This window comes from Streptomyces sp. NPDC001663 (assembly GCF_042893105.1).
Classification (GTDB): Bacteria; Actinomycetota; Actinomycetes; order Streptomycetales; family Streptomycetaceae; genus Streptomyces.
The window spans coordinates 926,633-948,337 of record NZ_JBIAUR010000001.1 but is presented as its reverse complement, the minus strand read 5'-3'; the positions used below and the strand labels follow the sequence as shown (position 1 = coordinate 948,337).

Sequence of the window (21,705 nt, the reverse complement as noted above, 5' to 3'; positions counted from 1 at the left end):
AAGGTGCCTGAAAAGGGCCCCTGACATGCCAAAACGGCCACCCGGGTGGGTGGCCGTCATCACAGGCGCGGAGTGTCCCAGGACACCCTCGCGAAGGGGCTCAGCGGTCCTTCAGTGCCTCCTCGATGGTCCGCATGACCTCGTCCAGCGGCGCGTCGGTGCGAGCGACGGTGACCAGGACCTCGCCCTGGGTGGAGACCGTCGCGGGAGCCGGCGGCTTCGGTGGCGTCGTGCGGCCCGCCCCGATGCCCGACCCGAACGTCTTGCGCACGATCGCGAAGGCGTGGTCCAGCTGCGCCTCCACGTCGCCCTGGCCGCCGGCCCGCAGCCAGCGTCTGAGGACGTGGTTGTGGGCGGTGACGACCGCTGACGCGGCGACCTCCGCCAGCAGCGGGTCGTCGTTGGCGTCGTCGTCGTGCGCGTGCTCGTCGAAGTGGCCGAGGAGGTAGCGGGTGAAGAGGCGCTCGTAGCGGGCCACCGACGCGATCTCCGCCTCGCGCAGGGTGGGCACCTCGCGGGTGAGCTTGTAGCGGGCGACCGAGATCTCCGGCCGGGCCGCGTACATCCGCATGACTTCCTTGATGCCGCGGCACACCGTGTCGAGCGGGTGCTCGTGCGGGGGAGCCGCATTGAGCACGGCCTCCGCACGGATCAACGTGTCGTCGTGGTCGGGGAAGATCGCCTCTTCCTTGGAGCGGAAGTGGCGGAAGAAGGTGCGGCGCGCGACCCCGGCCGCGGCCGCGATCTCGTCGACGGTGGTCGCCTCGTACCCCTTGGTCGCGAACAGCTCCATCGCCGCGGCCGCCAGTTCGCGGCGCATCTTGAGCCGCTGGGCGGCCGCGCGACTGCCTGCGGCACTCTCCGGCGCGTCGGGCGTAGCTGGTGTACGTGAGGACTTGGCGGGCTGGGACATGACCCGAACGTACTGCATGTGCGCAGCTTGTTGCGCATGTACCGGGGTTCCCCCGCCCGGTGTGGGCGGGGGTGTACCGGGCCCGGCGGACACGGGGTGACTGCCCGGCTCGAGCAGCCCGCCCCAGTCCGTCTCGCCTCTGAACCAGTCGCCGGCGCCGTCAGCGGCGGGCATATTCGCGGAAGCCACGGCCCGTCTTCCGGCCGAGGCAGCCCGCGGCCACCAGATGCTCCAGGAGCGGCGCCGGGGCCAGGCCCGGGTCGCGGAACTCGCGGTGCAGGACCTTCTCGATCGCAAGGGAGACATCGAGCCCGACGACGTCCAGCAGCTCGAATGGGCCCATCGGGTAGCCGCCGCCCAGCTTCATCGCCGCGTCAATGTCGTCAAGAGATGCATAGTGTTCCTGCACCATCTTGATCGCGTTGTTGAGGTACGGGAAAAGCAGTGCATTCACGATGAAGCCTGCACGGTCCCCACAGTCGACCGCGTGCTTCTTGATCCTGCCGCAGACCTCGCGAACCGTTGAGTGGACGTCCTCGGCCGTCAGGACCGTACGGACGACCTCGACCAGCTTCATCGCCGGCGCCGGGTTGAAGAAGTGCATGCCGATCACGTCCTGCGAACGCGAGGTGGCACGGGCACAGGCGACGACCGGCAGCGACGAGGTCGTGGTGGCCAGGACCGCGCCCGGCTTGCAGACCTTGTCCAGCGTCGCGAACAGCTGCTGCTTGATCTCCAGGTCCTCGGCGACCGCCTCGACGGCCAGGTCGACCTCGGCGAAGGACTCGTACGAACCCGCAGCGGTGATCCGGTCCAGGGTCTGCGCCGCGGCCTCGGCGGTCATCCGTCCCTTGTCGACGGAGCGCGAAAGCGACTTGCCGATACGGGCCTTGGCGGTCTGCGCCTTCTCCTCGCTGCGGGCGGCGAGCACGACCTCGTAGCCGGCCTTGGCGAAGACCTCGGCGATGCCGGACGCCATGGTGCCGGAGCCGGCGACACCGACGGAGCGCACCTCGCGGCCCGGGGTCAGGGCGGCGCCGTCCAGCGGCGTCAGCGCGTCCCGCACGACGGTGGCGCTGCCCGGCGCCTCGTAGGTGTAGAAGCCGCGGCCCGACTTACGGCCGGTCAGGCCCGCCTCGCTGAGCTGCTTGAGGATCGGGGCGGGGGCGTGCAGCCGGTCGTGGGACTCGGCGTACATGGCCTCCAGGACCGTACGGGCCGTGTCGACGCCGATCAGGTCGAGCAGCGCGAGCGGGCCCATCGGCAGCCCGCAGCCGAGCCGCATCGCGGCGTCGATGTCCTCGCGGGAGGCGTACTTGGCCTCGTACATCGCGGCGGCCTGGTTGAGGTAGCCGAACAGCAGCCCGTCGGCGACGAATCCGGGCCGGTCACCGACCGCGACGGGCTCCTTGCCGAGGTCGAGGGCGAGGTTGGTGACGGCGGTGACGGCCGTCGGCGCGGTGAGGACCGAGGAGACGACCTCGACCAGCTTCATGGCCGGCGCCGGGTTGAAGAAGTGCAGGCCGAGCACGCGCTCCGGGCGGGCCGAGTCGGCGGCCAGGCGGGTCACTGACAGGGCGTTGGTGCCGGTCGCCAGGATCGTCTCGGGGCGGACGATGCCGTCGAGTTCGCGGAAGATCTGGTGCTTGATCTCGTACGACTCCGGAGCCACCTCGATGACGAGATCGGCGTCGGCGGCGGCCTGCAGGTCGGTGGAGGTGCGGACACGCGCGAGGACGTCCGCGCGCTCCTGCTCGGTCAGCCGGCCCCGCTCCACGGCACGGGCGGTGGCGGCCTCCAGGGCGGCGACGGCCTTGGCGGTCGCGGCCTCGCTGATGTCGATGCCGACGACCTCGCGGCCGGCCTTGGCGAGGACCTCGGTGATACCGATGCCCATGGTGCCGAGGCCGACGACGGCAATGGTCGTGAGCGGAGACGAAGGGGTCTGGGACAGGGGAGTGGCCATCGCGGGACTCCAGGAATGAGGGTGACGACTGGGAGCGCGCCCGGGTGCGCCGAGTCAGGCCCGACCGGAGTCGAAGCCATGGCGCACCGGGTGCGTGAAAGGAATGCGGGTGTTGCCGGGCTGCAAGCGCACACGCCCGGTGCCTGCCGTCGCCGTGGGCGCGCACACGCCTGGAGCGAACGGTGGTGATTCGACCGGCCCTGTCCCGAGGCCGGGTCGTGCTGCGGTACTCGATGTACCGAACCGACTGCTCTCACGACGGCTGCGTCACCAGGCCGCCGCAAGCAGGTGCGAGTGGGTAACTCGCTCGTCTGAGCTTAACCGGCGGGTAACGAGCGCGCTAGTCCCCGTGTTTGTGATGTGCGTCCCGAGAGATCGAAGTCCCCTCTAATCTTCGGTGTCATGGACGAAGAGTTGCGATCACTCACGGAGCGTTTACGGGCGGAGTCGGGAGGGTCCGCCGCCTACGACCGTCTCGTGGCGACCGAGGACCCCGACGAGCTGGCGCGGGTGCTCACCGAGACCGGGCAGCCGCTGTGGGCCAGGGAGCTGGCCGCGTTCCGGCTGGGGCTCGCGGGCGACCGGCGCGCCTTCGAGGCCCTCGTCCTGTTCCTGAACCACCGTGATCCGCAGCGCTGTGCCTCCGCCGCGTACGCGCTCGCCCGCCTCGGCGACCCCCGCACCGCGCGCGCGGCGGCCGCCCTCGCCACCAACGAGCTGCGCGTCGCCTACGCCCTGCACCCGGTCCGGCTGCTGGCCGAGCTGCGCGCCCCGGAGTCCGTGCCGGCGCTGATCACCACCCTGGAGCGGAGGCTGCGCCCGCACGACCCGTACCGGCGCGTGGCCCTCGCCTGCGTGGAGGGGCTGGGCAGCCTGGAGGACGCCCGCGCCCGGCCCGTACTGAACGAGGCCCTCGCGCATCCGGTGCTGGCGGAGGCGGCGGTGCAGGCACTGGCGCGGATCCCGAAGCAGAGGTGACGCCGAGTCAGCCGGTGAGGTCCCTGACGTACCGCACCTCGGGCACCGCGACGCCGTCCACCTCGAAGGGTTCCTTCGTGCCGTCCGCGCGGAAGCCCGACCGCTCGTAGAAGCGCCGGGCGCGCGCGTTCTCCTCGAGGACCCACAGGTACATGCGGGGGTGCCCGGCGGCCGTGCACCGTCGCACCGACTGCGCGATCAGGGCCCGCCCGGCCCCGGCGCCGAACCGGTCAGGGTCCACGTAGATCGCGTACAACTCGGCGTCCCCGGTGCGAACTTCGCCGTCCCGGTACGGGCCGTGGCAGGCCCAGCCGACGATCTCGCCGGCCGTCTCGGCGATCAGGTTCACGACTGTGCCGTCGCTCCGCAGGCTCTCCTCGAAGCGGGCGCGGCGGCGCTCGGCGTCCTCCGCCACGCTCATCGCGTCGAGGTACGACTGCGGGATGATCCCCCGGTACGCGGTCTGCCAGCCGCCGACGCGGATCTCGGCCACGCGGTCGCAGTCGGCCAGTGTCATCTCCCGGATCCGGAGACCGCTCACTCGCCCACCACCGCGAACGCCTCGATCTCCATCAGGAACTCGGGCCGGACCAGCGCGACCACCTGCACCGCGGAGGCGGCCGGGAGGCGGTCGTCGGGTATGTGCTCGGCGCGGGCCGTGCGGATCGCGGGCATGTGCGCCATGTCCGTGACGAAATAGGTGAGTTTGACGACGTCGTCGAAGGTCGCGCCGGCGGCCGCCAGACAGCGGCGCAGGTTCTCGAAGACCTGGTGGGCCTGGGCCTCGGGGTCGCCCTCGCCGACGGGCTTGCCGTCCTCGTCCAGGGCGAGCTGGCCGGCGATCGCCACGAAACGGCCGGTGCCCATGACGACATGGCTGTACTGGGTGGCGGGGAAGACCCCGTCGGGGGCGGGAATCCGGGTCGGCTGACTCATGCGTCCATCGTGGACCATGGGTCTGACAACGCCCCCGACGGGACCTCGACTCGGCTCTGCGTCAGCCGCGGAAGCCCAGCATTCCGTGCAGCGCGGAGCCGCCGGCGGACGTCGACGCCGCCTTCGTCGTGCTCAGCGGCTTGGGGTCGGGCAGCTTGGCGCACACCGCGTCGACCGGGCCGCCGCTGCGTGGCACCGTTCCGTCGGTCAGATACGCCGCAAGGTACTTGTCCAGGCAGGCGTTCCCGCTCAGCGTGATGCCGTGGTTCCCGCCGCCCTGCTCGACCACGAAGCTCGAGCCGGCCAGCAGACGGTGGACCGTGGCGCCGCCCTCGTACGGGGTGGCCGCGTCGTTGGTCGCCTGGAACAGCAGCGTCGGCGGCAGCTTGTCGTTGGCGATGTGCACCGGCTTCAGCGAGTCCGTCGGCCAGAAGGCGCACGGCGCGTTGTACCAGGCGTTGTTCCACGCCATGAACGGCGCCTTGTCGTACACCGCCCAGTTGTCCTTGCGCCACTGGTTCCAGTCGCGCGGCCAGGAGGCGTCACGGCACTGCACCGAGGTGTAGATGCTGTAGCCGTTGTCCCCGGACGCGTCCACGGCGGCGAAGTTCTCGTACGCCTCGACCAGCGGGTCGGCGTTCTTGTCGTTCACGTACGCCGCGAACGCCTCGGCCAGATAGGGCCAGTAGCCGTTGTAGTAACCGCCGGGGATGAAGGTGTCCTCCAGCTCGGAGGCCCCCACCTTGCCGCCGGCCGGCTTCTTCGCGAGCGCCCCCCGCATCGCGTACCACTTGGCCTCGATCTTGGTCGGGTCGGTGCCCAGCTTGTACGTCGAGTTGTACTTGGCGATCCAGGCCATCAGGGCCTTCTGGCGGGCGTCGAAGGCGTAGTCCTGCGAGATGTTGTCGTCGTACCAGACACCGGTCGGGTCGACGATCGAGTCCAGGACCAGACGCTTCACACGCTGCGGGAAGAGCTTGGCGTACACCGCGCCGAGATAAGTGCCGTACGAGTAACCGAAGTAACTGGTCTTCTTGGCGCCCGTTGCCGCACGGATCGAGTCCATGTCCTGCACGGCCTGGATGGTGTTGATGTACGGCAGCACGCCCGCGTACTTCTTGCCGCAGGCCGCGGCGAAGGACTTGGCACGGTCGAGGTTGGCCTTCTCGATGGCCGGCGTGCTCGGCACGGAGTCCGGCCGCACCGGGTTGAAGTAGCCGGGCTTGCAGTTGAGGGCGGGCGTGCTCTTGCCCACCCCGCGCGGGTCGAAGCCGATGACGTCGTATTGGGCCGCGACCGCCTTGGGCAGCGAGGACGCGACGAATCCGGCGAGCGAGAGGCCGCTGCCGCCGGGGCCACCGGGGTTGACCAGCAGCGGGCCCTGGCTCTTCTTCGCGGTGTGCTTCACGCGCGAGAGCGCGAGCGTGATCTGCTTGCCGTACGGGTGGCGGTGGTCGAGCGGCACCTTGAGGGACGCGCATTGGAGCGTCGGATAGTCGGTGGTGCCGCAGTTCTTCCAGGTGAGTTTCGCGGCTTGAGCGGTTTCCGGGGGCTGCGAGGTGCTCGCGTCGGCGGGGAGAGCGGTGAAGCTCCCGGCCACGACGACGGCGACACCGCTCAGCACGACTGCGCGTTTTCTCATGGAGTCCTCCCAGGACGGAGGGATTTGGACCGCGAGTCTCACGGTCTTCGCCGCATCGTCCCGGAAAGCAGTCCCGGAAGAACTCGTTCTGACAAGACTTGACCCAATCAGGTCGCGGGATGCGCTCGTACGATCTCAAATAAGCGAAAGTTGGGTCGGTTCGGACATCTCCGGCTCCGGCGGCTCCGGTGGCCTGATCCGTCGCGGCATCTCCGCGCGCGTGGGGCCGATCCCGTACTCCTGGGCCAGGTCGTGGACCTGACGGGTGATCCGGCGCTGGTACCACTTCGGGGCGTAGGCGCCGTCCGCGTACAGGCGCTCGTAGCGGCGCACCAGGTACGGGTGGTGTTGGGCCAGCCAGGCCATGAACCACTCGCGGGCGCCGGGCCGCAGGTGCAGCACCAGAGGGGTGACGGAGGTGGCCCCGGCGGCCGCGATCGCCCGTACGGTGGCGCGCAGTTGGGCCGGCTGGTCGCTCAGGAACGGGATCACGGGGGCCATCAGGACACCGCACCCGATACCGTGCTCGGCGAGCGTGCGCACGACGTCCAGGCGGCGCTCCGGGGCGGGTGTGCCCGGCTCCACGGTGCGCCACAGCTCGGGGTCGGTGAAGCCGACCGACACGGAGATGCCGACGTCCGTCACCTGCGCCGACTGCACCAGCAGGTCGAGGTCGCGCAGGATGAGCGTGCCCTTCGTCAGGATCGAGAAGGGGTTGGCGTGGTCGCGAAGGGCGGCCAGGATGCCCGGCATCAGGCGGTAGCGGCCCTCCGCGCGCTGGTAGCAGTCGACGTTGGTGCCCATCGCGATGTGCTCGCCCTGCCAGCGGCGCGAGCCGAGCTGGCGGCGCAGCAGCTCCGGGGCGTTGACCTTGACCACGATCTGGGAGTCGAAGTCGATCCCCGAGTCGAGGTCCAGATAGGTGTGCGTCTTGCGGGCGAAGCAGTACACGCACGCGTGCGAGCAGCCCCGGTAGGGGTTGACCGTCCACTCGAAGGGCATCCGCGAGGCCCCCGGCACCCGGTTGATGATCGAGCGGGCCCGCACCTCGTGGAACGTGATCCCTCTGAACTCGGGCGTGTCGAACTGGCGGCTGACCACGGCTTCCGCGCCGAACAGTGCGGTGTCGGCAGCCCGGCTGTGGCCGCCGGCTTCCACGGTGAGGTTCTCCCAGCGCATGACGCCTCCTTGGTGCCGCTGCCCCCAGAGTGAAACACGTGTTCGAATTACGGGGCAAGGCCTATTCCCGATCGCCTCGGGTGCCCGGGGGTACCCCGATTTGGGCGGCCGTGGGCGGGGGTGGTTGGCTTGCCCCAACCCCGAGAGAAGCAAGTCCTGGAGGAACGCAATGGCGCAGGTCGAGGCCACTACTGAGCGGGTCGTCGCGGCGGACGCGGAGAAGGTGTTCGACGCCCTCGCCGACTACAGCGGCACGCGCGCGAAGCTGCTGCCCGAGCACTTCAGCGAGTACGAGGTGCGCGAGGGCGGCGACGGCGAGGGCACCCTCGTCCACTGGAAGCTCCAGGCCACCAGCAAGCGCGTCCGCGACTGCCTCCTGGAGGTCGGCGAGCCCACCGACGGACAGCTCGTCGAGAAGGACCGCAACTCCTCGATGGTCACGACCTGGACGGTCACCCCGGCCGGTGAGGGCAGGTCCCGAGTCGTCGTCACCACCGTCTGGAACGGCGCCGGCGGTATCGGCGGCTTCTTCGAGAAGACCTTCGCGCCCAAGGGCCTCGGCCGGATCTACGACGCCGTGCTCGAGAAGCTCGCCACCGAGGTCGAGAAGTAAGTCCCGCGCGCCCGGCGGTCGTTGACCTCCCTCACCGGTTCGAGTGGATCTCTGTGCACTGCACCGATCCGCCGTAACTCGCTGCGCCTGCTCGTAGTTGTCGCCTCAAGCGGGAATCCGCGCGGCGGCGCGACGAGGGGAGCGGTACGTGGGCGGGACCACGCTGGTGCAGGACGAACTGCGGGGCGAGGCGGCCGCGGCGCCCCCGCAGGAACCCACTGCCGCACCCGCCGGGCCGGCCGAACTGAGCCCGCGTCGGGTGCGGTTGGTGTTTCTGGGGTTGATGCTGGCGCTGTTGCTGGCCGCCCTGGAACAGATGATCGTCGCCACCGCGCTCCCGAAGATCGTCGGCGAGCTGCACGGCCTGGACAAGATGTCCTGGGCGATCACCGCCTATCTGCTGACGGCCACGGTGGGACTTCCGGTCTACGGCAAGCTCGGCGACCTGCTCGGCCGCAAGGGCGTCTTCCAGTTCGCCATCGTCGTCTTCGTGATCGGCTCCGCCCTCGCGGGCCGCGCGCACTCCATGGACCAGCTGATTGCCTTCCGCGCGGTCCAGGGCGTCGGCGCGGGCGGGCTCATGATCGGCGTGCAGGCGATCATCGCCGACATCGTGCCGCCCCGGCAGCGCGGCCGCTTCATGGGCCTGATCGGCGCCGCCTTCGGCCTCGCCTCCGTCGCCGGACCTCTGCTGGGCGGCTACTTCACGGATCACCTCTCCTGGCGGTGGTGCTTCTACTTCAACGTCCCCTTCGGCCTCGTCACCCTGGCCGTCGTCACCGTCGTACTGAAACTCCCGAAACCACAGGTCAAGCCCCGGTTCGACGTCCTGGGCGCCCTGCTGCTGGCCGCCGCCTCCACCTGCCTTGTGCTGCTGACCAGTTGGGGCGGCACCGAATACGCGTGGGACTCGCGCGTCATCCTCGGTCTCGGCGCCGGAGCAGCGGCCGCCGCCGTGCTCTTCGTCGTCACCGAGCACTTCGCCGCCGAACCCCTCATCCCGCTGCGGCTGTTCAGGGACTCCGTCTTCAACGTCACCAGCCTGGTGGGACTCGTGATCGGCGTCGCCCTGTTCGGTGCCGCCAGCTACCTGCCGACCTTCCTGCAGATGGTCGACGGGGCGAGCGCCACCGAGTCCGGCCTGTTGATGCTGCCGATGATGGGGGGCATCGTCGGGGCGTCGATCGTCTCGGGCCAACTCATCAGCCACACCGGGCGCTACAAGATCTACCCCGTCCTCGGCAGCGCCGTGTCTGTCGTCGGCATGTGGCTGCTGTCCCGCCTCGAGGTCGACACGCCGCGGCTGCAGTACAGCATCTGGATGGCGGTCCTGGGCGCCGGGATCGGCATGGTGATGCCGGTCCTGATCCTCGCCGTGCAGAACTCCGTGCGCCCCGCCGACCTCGGCACCGCCACCAGTGCCAACAATTACTTCCGGCAGATCGGCGGCAGTGTCGGCGCCGCGATCTTCGGGACCCTCTTTGCCGACCGGCTCGCCGACGCCCTCGCGAAACGGCTCCCCACGCGCGCGGGTGCCCGGCTCCCCGACCCGGAGTCGATCACTCCGCAGCTCGTCCACGCGCTGCCCGCGCCGCTGCGTGACGGCTACATCCGGGCGTACGCCGACGCGATGCCCCGGATCTTCCTCTACCTCGTGCCGGTGCTCGCCCTCGGCCTGCTCATCGCGTTCTTCCTCAAGGAGAAACCACTGGTGTCCCACAACACCGCCGAAACGGAACCCGCGACCCTCAACGCCCAGGTCCCTCAGGCCCGTTCGCCGTATGCCGCCGGAATCCCGGTCTGCGGCACGGTGCAGCACCCCGACGGCACCGTCGTCCCGCGCGCGGCGCTCACCCTCATCGACGTGGCCGGACAGCAGATCGGGCGCGGCGCGAGCGGCGAGGACGGGCGGTACGCGCTGGCCACGCCCGGCTCCGGGGCGTACATCCTGATCGCCGCCGCGGGCGGCCACCAGCCGCAGGCCGTCTCCGTCACCGTCGGCGAGCGCCCCGTCGAGCTGGACGTCGTCCTCGGCGGCGCCGGACGTCTGTGCGGCAGCGTGCTCACCGCGGACGGCACCCCCGTGCGGGACGCCACCGTCACGCTCACCAACGTGCACGGCGAGGTCGTCGCCACCACCCGCAGCGGACGCGAGGGCGGCTACGTCATCACCGAGTTGGTGGCCGGCGAGTACACCCTCGCCGCCGGCGCGCCCGCGTTCCGCCCGGCCGCGCTCCCCGTCACCGTCCAGGCCGCCCGGGACACCCGCCAGGACATCGAACTCGCCGGCGGCGCCGTACTGCGCGGCACCGTACGGGCGAGCGGCGGACGGCTGGTCGAGGACGCGCGCGTGACGCTGCTCGACGCGGCGGGCAACGTCGTCGACTCGCTCACCACCGGGCTCGACGGAACGTTCCGGTTCGTCGACCTGTCCTCCGGCGAGTACACCGTCATCGCCGCCGGTTATCCGCCGGTCGCCACAGTGCTCCAGGTGGCGGGCGGCGGACGCACCGAACGCGACCTGCAACTCGGGCACGAGGACTGAGCAGTTGAGGCACGCGCGGTCGGGTCACCACCGGCGCGCGCCCCGCGCGCGGAGGCTCCGCCGCCGCATCAATTCCCGCATTGCCGCACATCACCACCGGCCGGAGCCGTACGGTGGAGTAGGCGGCCACAGATCTTGCGGAGCCGTGGGGAGAGAGGGCCTGGGCCATGGAAAATGGCACCGACCGTGGCACCGAGAGGGACGCGCCTGCGGGCCGGGGAGCCGGGAACGGCGCGGTGGCCGACCCTGCCACGGCCGGCCGTATCCCGCTGGCCGTGGTCGTCGTGGACCGCGACGGCCTCGTGTCCCACTGGAGCACCGGCGCACGCCGCCTGTTCGGCGTCCCCAAGGAGGACGCGTTAGGGTGCTCGGCCGTCGACCTGCTGCCCGTCTCCGGCGCCCTGCCCGACGACGAGGAGACCACACCGTACGGGGCCTACGGGACGTACGACGGACTCGGCCCCGACCTCGAATCCTCCCTCGACGGCAGGCTCTCCTACCCGGCCGCGGGCCGCGCCCGCCTGACCGTCCCCGAGCACGACCACGATGACGGCCGTATCGACGTGCTGTGGTGGGCGTACCCCCTGGTGGGCCCCGGGCACGAGCGGCTGCTCGTCCTCGCCGCCGACACCGCGGGCATGCGCCAGGACGAACCCGACGGTCTCGACGGCGACCTGGCGTTCGAGCGGATCGCCCCCGGCTTCGCCCTGCACACCGACTTCCCCGGCGCCGAGGAACTGGCCCGGAGGCTGCCCGAGATCCTGCCCAGCATGAGCGTCGACGAGAGCGCCCGCATCGTCTCGCAGGTCCTCGAACTGGGCTATCCCGTCCTGGAGTTCAGCCAGAACGACCGGGTGCCCGTCACCCCCGACTGGGGCGTGCCCCGGCGCGCCGAGCGCAAGGCACGCCGCGAGCGGGCCGCCCGGGCGGCGGCCCAAGGGCTGCCGGTGCCGCAGGAACTCGCCGACGAGGCCGAGGACCTGGAGTACGCCGCAGTACGCGAGCACCTGGAGTTCCTGAACGAGGTCAGCGGCCGCATCGGCACCTCGCTGGACCTGGCGCAGACCATCATCGAGGTCAGCAAGGCCGTCGTCCCGCGCTTCACCGACGTCGCCGGCACCTATCTGCGCGAACAGGTCGTCGCCGGCGAGGGATTCCCCGACGGCGTGCCGGACACGACCACCATGTGGCACCGGGTCGCCGTCGAGCACACCGACGAACCCGGCCGCTGGGACGACGTCGTGCCGGTCGGCGAGGCCATGCCGTTCCCGGCGCACACGCCGTTCTTCCAGTGCATGACCAGCGGCCAGCCCGTCCTGGTGCCGCGCATCAGCGAGGAGATGGGCCACGCCATCGCCTCCCAGTTCGAGAAGCGGGACATCCGGCCGCTGATCACCCACCGCTCCATGCTGGTCGTACCGCTCAAGGCCCGGAACGTGGTGCTCGGGTTCATGATCCTGCTGCGCCACCCGGAGCGGCCCCTCTTCAACGACATGGACCGCGTCACCGGCGCCGAACTCGCCGCCCGCGCGGGCCTCGTGCTCGACAACGCGCGCATGTACACCTACCAGGAGAGCGTCGCCGAGACCCTCCAGGACAGCATGCTGCCGCACATCCCGCCGCACATGGCGGGCTGCGACATCGCCACCCGCTATCTGCCCGGCACTCTCCTGGGACGCGTCGGCGGCGACTGGTTCGACTCCGTCAAACTGCCCGGCGCCCGCACCGCCCTCGTCGTCGGCGACGTCATGGGCCACGGCCTCAACTCGGCCGCCATGATGGGCCAGTTGCGTACGGCCGTACAGACCATGGCGGCCCTGGACCTGCCGCCCGCCCAGCTGCTGCGCAACCTCGACGACCTCGCCCAGCGCCTCGGCGACACCTACCTCGCGACCTGTCTGTACGCCGTCTACGACCCGATCGCGAGCGAGGTGCACATCGCCAACGCGGGCCACATCCCGCCCGTGCTGGTCCGCGCCGAGGACGGCCGCAGCGAACTGCTCGACCTGCCCACGGGCGCGCCCATCGGCGTCGGCGGGGTGCCCTTCGAGGCGGTACGCGTGCGCGTGGAGCCCGGCGACCGGATCGTGATGTGCACCGACGGCCTCGTCGAGGTGCGCGGCGAGCACATCGACGTGGGCCTGGCCACGCTCTGCGAGTCCGCGGCCCACCCGGCCGCCTCCATGGACGACGCCTGCGACACGATCATCCGTGCCCTCAACACCCGCGGCGGCCGCAAGGACGACGTGGCCCTGCTGATGGCCCGCCTCAACGGCATCGAGGCGGACGACGTCGCCGAGTGGCGCTTCGCCCTCGACCCGATCGAGGTCGGCCGCGCGCGTGCCGTCGTCGGCGAACAGCTCCACGGCTGGGGGCTCGCGAAACTCGCCCACAACGCCGAGCTGTTGGTCAGCGAACTCGTCACGAACGCCGTACGGCACTCGCACAGCCGGCCCGTCGAACTGCGCCTCATCCGCGGGGACACCCTGTTGTGCGAGGTGGACGACGACGACCACGAGCTGCCGACCCTGTGCAGCGCCGGGCCGGCCGACGAGTTCGGGCGCGGTCTTCGCGTGGTGAGCACGCTCGCCCGGGAGTGGGGCACGAGCCGTACGAAGGCCGGCAAGACCGTCTGGTTCGAGCTGACCCTGCCGCGCCGCTGACCGTACGTCAGGGGCGCGAGAGGCGCATGGGGGCGTACGCGTATCGAATGCGGCGTGAAGGTATGCGCGACGCGCTTGTGGCCGTAACCGGTGCGCGATAGACCGTACTGGCCCGTCACCGGAGACGGGCCGGTGTCGCACCCTGGGGAGTCGGTCATGAGCGTGACGAGTCGGTACCGGGAAGCCTGGGAGGGCTTCTGGCGTGAGGCCCCCGAGGAACAGGGGGCCGTGTTCTGGGACGCGGAGCCGGTCCTGACCGTCGGCATCCACCTTGCCCTGTTCGAGCCGCATCTCGCCGACCCGGGCCTGGCGATGGTGGACCTCGGCTGCGGCAACGGCACCCAGACCCGTTTCCTCGCCGACCGCTTCCCGCACGTCGTCGGCGCCGACCTGTCCGCCGCCGCGCTCGACCACGCCCGGCACGCCGACCCCGCCGGACAGGCGACGTACCGCGTGCTGGACGCCGTCGAGAAGGGCGAGACGGAGACGCTGCACGCCGAACTCGGCGACGCCAACGTCTACATGCGCGGCGTGCTCCACCAGGTCGAACCCGACGACCGGCAGCCCATGGTGGACGGGATCGCCACGCTCGTCGGCGACCGCGGCCGCGCCTTCCTCGTGGAACTCTCCGAGGCCGCCAAGCCCGTCCTGATGGGCCTGGCGCAGAGCCCCGCGGGGCCGCCGCCCAAGCTCGCACCGATCTTCCGGCACGGCATCGCGCCCGGTGAGGTGGCCGACGACGCCGTGCCCGAGTATCTGCGCGCGGCCGGCCTCACCGTCCTGGCGAGCGGCGAACTCCCGCTCACCACCACGGAGTTCACGCCGGACGGCACGCGTATCGAGCTGCCGTCGAAGTGGCTGGTGGTGGGGCGCACGGTGTGACAGGGGCGGCAGTCGGGGTTCAGGGAACCCTCGGTGGCGCTGGTTCGTTGTCAACTCGCCGAATTGTCAGCGTAGTTGTTGCAGCAGTTGTCAACGAAACCGATGCCATGGAGGCCCCCGCTCATGACCCCGACCCATCCCCGTCCGACCCGACGCACGGTGCTGGGTGGTGCCGCGCTGGCCGCCCTCGCGGTGACGGCCGGCGCCGGTACCGCGAACGCGACCTCGAGTACCACGTGGCCCACCGAGTTCCCGCTCCCCGACGGCTGGCTGCCCGAGGGCATCACCATCGGCAGCAAGCCGTACGCCTACATGGGCTCGCGCGCCAACGGCGGCATCTACCGCACCGACCTGCGCACCGGCGAGGGCAAGGTGCTCTACGCGGGCGCGACCGGCCAGGTGGCCGTCGGCCTGAAGCTGGACCGCGACGGCCTGCTCTACGTCGCGGGCAGCACCGGAGTCGCCCGGGTCCACGACTCCCGCACCGGCGAGGTCCTGACCACGTTCCAACTCACCGAGGCGACCGGTCACTTCATCAACGACGTCACCCTGCTCGGCGACCGCGCCTGGTTCACCGACTCGCGCGCAGCCGCCCTGTACGGCGTGCCGCGCGGCCGTGACGGCGAGGTGCGTACCCTGCCGCTGACCGGCGACTGGGTGCAGACGCCCGACGTCAACAGCGCCAACGGCATCGTCTCCACTCCCGACGGCCGCGGCCTGATCGTCGTCAGCAGCACACCCGGCAAGCTCTACAACGTCAGCCTCAAGACCGGGTACGCCACCGAGATGGCCCTGGTCGGCACGGACACCGTGGTCAACGGCGACGGCCTGTGGCGCACAGGCCGCACGCTCTACGTCGTACAGAACCGTCTGAACCTGATCAGCGTGTTCGACCTCGACGCGAAGGTCACCACGGCCACCCTGCGCCGCACGATCACCGACCCGCGCCTCGACGTCCCCACGACGGCCGCGCAGTTCCGCGACCGCCTGTACCTGGTCAACGCCCGCTTCACCAGCCCGCAGACGCCGGAGACGACGTTCAACGCGGTCGCCGTCTCACTCTGACGCCAGCGACGCGAAGGCCTCGTCCAGCAGGCCGACCAGGTTCAGGTCGCCGTCGGAGGCCAGCCAGTGGTCCAGGGCGACGTTGAGGCAGTCCAGGGCGGCGGCCGCGCGGACCGACTGGGCGAGGGTCGGGCGGTCGGCGCCGGCGCGTTCGGCGAGGGCCTCGGTCAGGGCCGGGCGCCAGCTGTACTGCTTCTCCAGGTGCCGGGCGCACAGCGCCGGGGTGTCGCGGACCAGCCGGGTCGTCTCCAGGGACCCGGCCGGATCCACGTGGTACCGCTCGATCACCGTGTCCAGGGCGCGCCGCAGCGCCGTCCACTCGTCCTCGCCGGCCGGGCGGGCGCGCAACGCGTCGGCGACCCGCCGGTCATGCCCGTCGAGGGCGCCGAGGACGGCGTCCTCCTTGGTGCCGAAGTAGCGCAGGAAGGTGCTGCGGGACACCCCCGCGGCCGCCGCGAGGTCGTCGAGGGTGACCTTGTCGAAGCCCTCGCGACGGAACAACTCGAAGGCCACCTGGGCGAGTTCGGCCCTTACGGCGGCCCTGGCGATGTCCCTCGTGTTCGTACGCGCTGCTCCGGTCACGCCCCGATCCTAACGTCCGGCCGACCCTGGCTTGCAGTGTCGAAACTCAGTGGCTAGCGTGACACTCAGTTTCACATACGACGCGGAGGTGCGCCACAGTGACCAAAACCCTCGGGATCATCGGCAGCGGCATGATCGGCAGCGCGCTGGCCCGCCTCGCGGTGGCCGTCGGCCTGGACGTGGTGGTGAGCAACTCCCGCGGACCCGAGACCCTCGCCGACCTCGTCACGGAACTCGGCGACCGGGCGCGCGCCGCCACGCCCGCCGAGGCCGCGCACGCCGGTGACCTGGTGGTCGCCACGGTCCCGCTGCACGCCTACGACCGGCTGCCCGCGGCCGACCTGGCGGGCAAGACGGTGATCGACACGATGAATTACTACCCGGATCGCGACGGCCGCATCGCCGAGCTGGACTCGGGTGAGCTGACCTCCAGCGCCCTGGTGCAGCGGCGGCTGTCCGACGCCCGTGTGGTCAAGGCGTTCAACAACATCGACTTCCGCCGCCTGTTCACCAGCGCCCGCCCGGCCGGTGCCCCCGACCGCAGCGCCCTGCCGATCGCGGGCGACGACGCGACCGCCAAGGCGCAGGTGACCGAGCTGCTGGACGTCCTCGGCTACGACGCGGTGGACATCGGCACGCTCGCCGACAGCTGGCGGAGCCAGCCGGACACCCCGGTCTACGTACAGCCGTACATGGCGGAGCGGCCGGAAGGGCTGAGCCAGGAGGAGGGACACCGCTGGTTCTTCGAGACGCCGGGCGTGCCGGTTCCCGCCGCCCGTGTGAAGGAACTGACCGACGCCGCGACCCGAGAGAACCGAGAGACGACCCGATGACCGCCGTACAGGGCACCCCCGTCGACATCACCACCCCCGACGGAATCGCAGACGCCTACCTCGCCCACCCCGACGACAACGCCGCACACCCCGCCGTGCTGCTCTACATGGACGCCTTCGGTCTGCGCCCGCACCTGAAGTCGATGGCCGACCGGCTCGCCGGGGCCGGTTACACGGTGTTGGTCCCCAACGTCTTCTACCGCTCCGGCCGGGCACCCCTCGTCGAGCTCCCGGGGTTCATCAACCCCGCCGAACGCCCGGAGATCATCCAGCAGTTGGGCCCGCACGCGCGCACCCTCACCTCCGAGGCGGCCATGCGGGACGCCGCCGCATACCTGGACTGGCTGGCCGCCTCCCCGCTGACGACCGACGGTCCGGCGGGCATCACCGGCTACTGCATGGGCGCAGGCCTGACCCTGCGCACCGCCGGCGCCTACCCCGACCGGGTCGCCGCCGCGGCCGGCTTCCACGGCGCGTACCTCGCCACCGACGCCCTGGACAGCCCCCACCTGCTCGCCGACCGCATCACGGCCGAGCTCTATTTCGGCCACGCGGACCAGGACGCCACCAACCCCGCGGAACAGATCGACCGCCTGGACAAGGCGCTGACCGCGGCCGGCGTCCGGCATCGGGCCGAGGTCTACGCAGGTGCCCACCACGGCTTCACGCAGGCCGACACGGCGATGTACAGCGCGGAGGCCACGGAACGCCACTGGACGGCGGTGCTGGACCTGTTCGGCCGCGCGCTCTGACTTCTTCGCTTCCTGGCCCGTTCCCCCTGCGGCGCGTAACGTGACGCACCATGAAGATCCTGATCAGCGCCGACATGGAGGGTGCCACGGGAGTGACCTGGCCGGCCGATGTGCTGCCCGGGACGCCGCAGTGGGAGCGGTGCCGCTCGATGTTCACCTCGGACGTCAACGCCGCCGTGCTGGGGTTCTTCGACGGCGGTGCCGACGAGGTGCTCGTCAACGAGGCCCACTGGACCATGCGCAACCTGCTGCTCGAGCGGCTCGACGAGCGGACGCAGATGCTCACCGGGCGGCACAAGTCCCTGTCCATGGTGGAGGGCGTGCAACACGGTGACGTGGACGGGATCGCCTTCGTCGGGTATCACGCCGGCGCGGGGATGGAGGGGGTGCTCGCGCACACGTACCTCGCCAACTCCATCACCGGGGTGTGGCTGAACGACGTACGGGCGAGCGAGGGGCTGCTCAACGCGCGCGTCGTCGCCGAGTACGGGGTACCCGTCGTCCTTGTGACCGGTGACGACGTGGCGTGCGAGGACGCCCTCGGGTATGCGCCCGAGGCGCTGAAGGTCGCGGTCAAGGACCATGTCTCGCGGTACGCGGCCGTGTGCCGTACGCCGGCCAGGACCGCCGCCGACATCCGGGCCGCGGCCAAGGAGGCCGCCCGGCTGGCGGTCCGTCAGGAACCGCTCCACGCAGGGCCGTTCACCGTGGCGCTCGAGTTCGACGCCGAGCATCTCGCCATGGCCGCCACCGTCGTGCCCGGCGTGGACCGCATCGGTGAGCGGAAGGTGGCGTACACCAGCGAGACGATGTACGAGGGGATCCGTACCTTCAAGGCGGTCACCACGATCGTCTCGGCCGCCGTGGAGGAGCAGTATGGCTGACGAGCAGGCACTCGACGAGGTCGTCCGGTTCACCTCCGACCTCATCCGCATCGACACCACCAACCGCGGGGGCGGGGACTGTCAGGAGCGGCCCGCCGCCGAGTACGCGGCCGAGCAGCTGGCCGGGGCGGGCCTGGAGCCCGTGCTGCTGGAACGCACCCCGGGGCGTACGAATGTCGTCGCCCGGATCGAGGGCACCGATCCGTCGGCCGACGCGCTGCTCGTGCACGGTCATCTGGATGTCGTGCCCGCCCAGGCCGACGACTGGAGCGTGCATCCCTTCTCCGGGGAGATTCGCGACGGGGTCGTCTGGGGGCGGGGCGCCGTCGACATGAAGAACATGGACGCGATGATCCTTGCCGTCGTGCGCAGTTGGGCGCGGGAGGGGGTGCGGCCCCGGCGGGACGTCGTGATCGCGTTCACCGCGGACGAGGAGGCCAGCGCCGAGGACGGGTCCGGATTTCTCGCCGATGAGCACGGGGCGCTGTTCGAGGGGTGCACCGAGGGCATCAGCGAGTCGGGTGCCTTCACCTTTCATGACGGGGGCGGGCGGCAGCTCTACCCCATCGCGGCGGGTGAGCGCGGTACCGGCTGGCTGAAGCTCACCGCGCGTGGGCGGGCCGGGCACGGCTCCAAGGTCAACCGGGAGAACGCGGTCACGCGTCTCGCCGCGGCGATCACGCGGATCGGCGAGTACGAGTGGCCGCTGCGGCTGACCCCGACGGTCCGCGCCGCGCTCACCGAACTCGCCGCGCTCTACGGCATCGAGACCGATCTGCACGACGTGGACCGGCTGCTGGAGAAGCTCGGTCCGGCCGCCAAGCTGGTCGACGCGACCGTGCGCAACAGCGCCAACCCGACCATGCTGGACGCCGGTTACAAGATCAACGTGATTCCGGGGGAGGCCGTCGCGTACGTCGACGGGCGCTGTCTCCCGGGCGGCGAGGACGAGTTCCGCACGACCCTCGACCGGCTCACCGGACCCGACGTGGAGTGGGAGTACCACCACCGCGAGGTTGCCCTCCAGGCGCCGGTGGACTCGCCGACGTACGCGAAAATGCGGGCCGCCGTCGAGGAGTTCGCACCCGAGGGACATGTGGTGCCGTACTGCATGTCGGGCGGCACGGACGCCAAGCAGTTCTCGCGGCTCGGCATCACCGGCTACGGCTTCGCGCCGCTGAAGCTCCCGGAGGGCTTCGACTACCAGGCCCTCTTCCACGGGGTCGACGAGCGCGTCCCGGTCGAGGCGCTCCACTTCGGAGTCCGCGTCCTGGACCGCTTTCTGCGGACCGCCTAGGCAAGTTGGGGGAGAACGTGCAGACCCTGCCGTACGGTTCCTGGCCCTCGCCCATCGACGCGGCGCTCGCCGCCGCGCACGACGGGCACCCCGAGTACGTCGGCTTCGTCGGCGACGAGGCCTGGTGGACCGAGCCCCGGCCCGCCGAGGGCGGCAGACGCACCCTGGTGCGACGCCGCACCGACGGCCGCGAGGAGTCGGTGCTGCCCGCACCGTGGAACGTCCGCAGCCGTGTCATCGAGTACGGCGGACAGCCCTGGGCCGGCGCCCTGGTCGAGGGTCAGCCGCTGGTCGTCTTCGTGAACTTCGCCGACCAGCGGCTCTACCGCTACGAACCGGGGAGCGACCCGCAGCCCCTCACCCCCGTCTCCCTCGTCGGCGGCGGACTGCGCTGGGCGGACCCGCAGTTGCTGCTCGACCGCGGTGAAGTCTGGTGCGTGCTCGAGGAGTTCACCGGCGACGGGCCCACCGATGTGCGCCGGGTCCTGGCCGCGGTGCCGCTGGACGGCTCGGCCGCCCAGGACCGGGACGCCGTCCGCGAACTCACCGACGACCGGCACCGGTTCGTCACCGGCCCCCGTGTCTCACCCGACGGGTGCAGCGCGGTCTGGCTCGCCTGGGACCACCCGCGGATGCCGTGGGACGGCACGGAACTGGTCCTCGCCGGGGTCGCCGAGGACGGCACCCTGAGGCAGGCGCGCACGGTCGCGGGCGGCCCGGACGAGTCGATCGCCCAGGCGGACTGGGCCTCCGACGGCTCCCTCCTCCACGCGAGCGACCGCACCGGCTGGTGGAACCTCTACCGCGACGGCGTACCGCTGTGCCCGCGCGAGGAGGAGTTCGCCGGGCCGCTGTGGAAGCTCGGGCAGCGCTGGTTCGCCCCGCTGGACAGCGGTCTGATCGCCGTGGTGCACGGCCGCGGCGCCGCCGGTCTCGGGATCCTGGACCCCGAGACCGGCGAGGTCGTCGACGCGGCCGGTCCCTGGACCGAGTTCGGGCCCGCGCTCGCGGTGCACGGCGAGCGGGTCGTCGCCGTCGGAGCCAGCCCGCGCAGCGCCCACGAGGTCGTCGAGCTCGACAGCCGCACCGGCCGGGCCCGCGTGATCGGCGCCGAGCACGACGACTCGGTCGATCCCGCGCACTACCCCGAGCCCCAGATCCGCACCTTCACCGGCCCCGCCGGACGTGACATCCACGCGCACATCTACCCGCCGCACAACCCCCGCTGTGTGCCGCCGGGCGACGAGCTGCCGCCGTACGTCGTCTGGGTGCACGGGGGACCCACCGGCCGGGCGCCCCTCGTGCTCGACCTGGAGATCGCCTACTTCACCTCCCGGGGCATCGGTGTCGCCGAGGTCAACTACGGGGGCTCGACCGGGTACGGGCGCGAGTACCGGGACCGGCTGCGCGAGCAGTGGGGCGTGGTCGACGTCGAGGACTGCGCGGCCGTCGCGCTCGCCCTCGCCGACGAGGGCACCGCCGACCGCGACCGGCTCGCCATCCGCGGCGGCAGCGCGGGCGGCTGGACCACGGCCGCCTCGCTCGCCGCCACCGACGTCTACGCCTGCGGCACGATCATCTACCCCATTCTCGACCTCGCCGGCTGGGGCTCGGGGGAGACCCACGACTTCGAGTCGCAGTACCTGGAGACGCTGGTCGGGCCGCTCGCCGAAGTGCCCGGACGGTACGCGGAGCGCTCGCCCGCCGAGCACGCCGACCGCATCACCGCGCCCTTCCTGCTGCTGCAGGGCCTGGATGACGTGATCTGCCCGCCCGCCCAGTGCGAACGGTTCCTGGAGCGCATGGAGGGGCGGCGCGTGCCGCACGCGTACATCGCCTTCGAGGGGGAGGGGCACGGATTCCGGCGCGCGGAGACCATGATCCGCGTCCTGGAGTCCGAACTCTCCCTCTACGCCCAGGTCTTCGGGCTGAACCCGCGCGGCATCCCGACCCTGGAACTGTCCAAGTGAGAGAG

The 21,705-nt window shown here is 71.2% G+C and carries 18 protein-coding genes; 11 read left to right on the top strand and 7 right to left on the bottom strand.

The genetic code is table 11. The features are described 5' to 3' along the window. Positions 1 to 100: 100 nt before the first annotated feature. Both ACFY1L_RS04435 and ACFY1L_RS04430 read right to left on the bottom strand, forming a co-directional pair. A complete protein-coding gene (locus tag ACFY1L_RS04435) occupies positions 101 to 913 on the bottom strand; it encodes a TetR family transcriptional regulator (RefSeq protein WP_388817967.1) in 813 nt (270 codons plus the stop codon). Positions 914 to 1,073: 160 nt separating this feature from the next. Beyond that, a complete protein-coding gene (locus ACFY1L_RS04430) occupies positions 1,074 to 2,879 on the bottom strand; it encodes a 3-hydroxyacyl-CoA dehydrogenase family protein (protein ID WP_388817964.1) in 1,806 nt (601 codons plus the stop codon). 402 nt (positions 2,880 to 3,281) lie between these two features. Between ACFY1L_RS04430 and ACFY1L_RS04425 the strand changes: the two genes are divergently transcribed. Then, complete coding sequence (locus tag ACFY1L_RS04425) at positions 3,282 to 3,857, top strand: adenylosuccinate lyase (protein WP_388817961.1); 576 nt, start codon at positions 3,282 to 3,284, stop codon at positions 3,855 to 3,857. 7 nt (positions 3,858 to 3,864) lie between these two features. On the opposite strand, the gene ACFY1L_RS04420 is transcribed toward ACFY1L_RS04425, so the two are convergent. From ACFY1L_RS04420 to ACFY1L_RS04405, 4 genes are all read right to left on the bottom strand, one after another. Further along, complete coding sequence (locus tag ACFY1L_RS04420) at positions 3,865 to 4,374, bottom strand: GNAT family N-acetyltransferase (protein WP_388818938.1); 510 nt, start codon at positions 4,372 to 4,374, stop codon at positions 3,865 to 3,867. A gap of 20 nt (positions 4,375 to 4,394) precedes the next feature. Then, positions 4,395 to 4,793, bottom strand: coding sequence for a RidA family protein (locus tag ACFY1L_RS04415; RefSeq protein ID WP_388817958.1), 399 nt, complete (start codon positions 4,791 to 4,793; stop codon positions 4,395 to 4,397). Between the two features lie 61 nt (positions 4,794 to 4,854). Then, positions 4,855 to 6,435 carry an alpha/beta hydrolase gene (locus tag ACFY1L_RS04410; protein ID WP_388817955.1) on the bottom strand — a complete coding sequence of 527 codons (1,581 nt, stop codon included), beginning with the start codon at positions 6,433 to 6,435 and terminating at the stop codon, positions 4,855 to 4,857. A 135-nt stretch (positions 6,436 to 6,570) separates the two neighbouring features. Further along, positions 6,571 to 7,614: an Rv2578c family radical SAM protein gene (locus ACFY1L_RS04405; protein WP_388817952.1), complete on the bottom strand. Its 1,044-nt coding sequence runs from the start codon at positions 7,612 to 7,614 to the stop codon at positions 6,571 to 6,573. 169 nt (positions 7,615 to 7,783) lie between these two features. Between ACFY1L_RS04405 and ACFY1L_RS04400 the strand changes: the two genes are divergently transcribed. The 5 genes from ACFY1L_RS04400 (at position 7,784) to ACFY1L_RS04380 (ending at position 15,382) form a co-directional block, all read left to right on the top strand. After that, complete coding sequence (locus ACFY1L_RS04400) at positions 7,784 to 8,227, top strand: SRPBCC family protein (RefSeq protein ID WP_388817950.1); 444 nt, start codon at positions 7,784 to 7,786, stop codon at positions 8,225 to 8,227. Positions 8,228 to 8,375: 148 nt separating this feature from the next. Next, positions 8,376 to 10,772, top strand: coding sequence for an MFS transporter (locus tag ACFY1L_RS04395; RefSeq protein ID WP_388817947.1), 2,397 nt, complete (start codon positions 8,376 to 8,378; stop codon positions 10,770 to 10,772). 167 nt (positions 10,773 to 10,939) lie between these two features. Continuing rightward, the gene (locus ACFY1L_RS04390) at positions 10,940 to 13,435 is read left to right on the top strand and encodes a SpoIIE family protein phosphatase (protein WP_388817944.1); all 2,496 of its coding nucleotides are present in this window, start codon (positions 10,940 to 10,942) and stop codon (positions 13,433 to 13,435) included. 156 nt (positions 13,436 to 13,591) lie between these two features. Continuing rightward, positions 13,592 to 14,317, top strand: coding sequence for a class I SAM-dependent methyltransferase (locus ACFY1L_RS04385; RefSeq protein WP_388817942.1), 726 nt, complete (start codon positions 13,592 to 13,594; stop codon positions 14,315 to 14,317). Between the two features lie 123 nt (positions 14,318 to 14,440). After that, positions 14,441 to 15,382, top strand: a complete 942-nt coding sequence (locus ACFY1L_RS04380; RefSeq protein ID WP_388817939.1) for an SMP-30/gluconolactonase/LRE family protein — start codon at positions 14,441 to 14,443, stop codon at positions 15,380 to 15,382. Here ACFY1L_RS04380 and ACFY1L_RS04375 read toward each other — a convergent pair. After that, positions 15,374 to 15,964 (bottom strand): TetR family transcriptional regulator, encoded by a 591-nt coding sequence (locus tag ACFY1L_RS04375; RefSeq protein WP_388817936.1) that lies wholly within the window; start codon positions 15,962 to 15,964, stop codon positions 15,374 to 15,376. The two genes, ACFY1L_RS04380 and ACFY1L_RS04375, sit on opposite strands and share 9 nt — an antisense overlap. A gap of 98 nt (positions 15,965 to 16,062) precedes the next feature. Here ACFY1L_RS04375 and ACFY1L_RS04370 point away from each other — a divergent pair, with 98 nt between their 5' ends. Genes ACFY1L_RS04370 through ACFY1L_RS04350 form a run of 5 tightly spaced genes read left to right on the top strand, consistent with a single transcriptional unit; the run spans position 16,063 to position 21,700 of the window. Beyond that, a complete protein-coding gene (locus ACFY1L_RS04370) occupies positions 16,063 to 16,797 on the top strand; it encodes an NADPH-dependent F420 reductase (protein ID WP_388817934.1) in 735 nt (244 codons plus the stop codon). Next, complete coding sequence (locus ACFY1L_RS04365) at positions 16,794 to 17,549, top strand: dienelactone hydrolase family protein (protein ID WP_388817931.1); 756 nt, start codon at positions 16,794 to 16,796, stop codon at positions 17,547 to 17,549. The genes ACFY1L_RS04370 and ACFY1L_RS04365 overlap by 4 nt, the downstream gene beginning before the upstream one ends. A gap of 50 nt (positions 17,550 to 17,599) precedes the next feature. Next, positions 17,600 to 18,433 (top strand): M55 family metallopeptidase, encoded by an 834-nt coding sequence (locus ACFY1L_RS04360; protein WP_388817928.1) that lies wholly within the window; start codon positions 17,600 to 17,602, stop codon positions 18,431 to 18,433. After that, a complete protein-coding gene (locus tag ACFY1L_RS04355) occupies positions 18,426 to 19,730 on the top strand; it encodes a M20/M25/M40 family metallo-hydrolase (RefSeq protein ID WP_388817925.1) in 1,305 nt (434 codons plus the stop codon). The genes ACFY1L_RS04360 and ACFY1L_RS04355 overlap by 8 nt, the downstream gene beginning before the upstream one ends. Before the next feature lie 17 nt (positions 19,731 to 19,747). After that, positions 19,748 to 21,700, top strand: coding sequence for a S9 family peptidase (locus tag ACFY1L_RS04350; protein WP_388817922.1), 1,953 nt, complete (start codon positions 19,748 to 19,750; stop codon positions 21,698 to 21,700). Positions 21,701 to 21,705 lie beyond the last annotated feature (5 nt).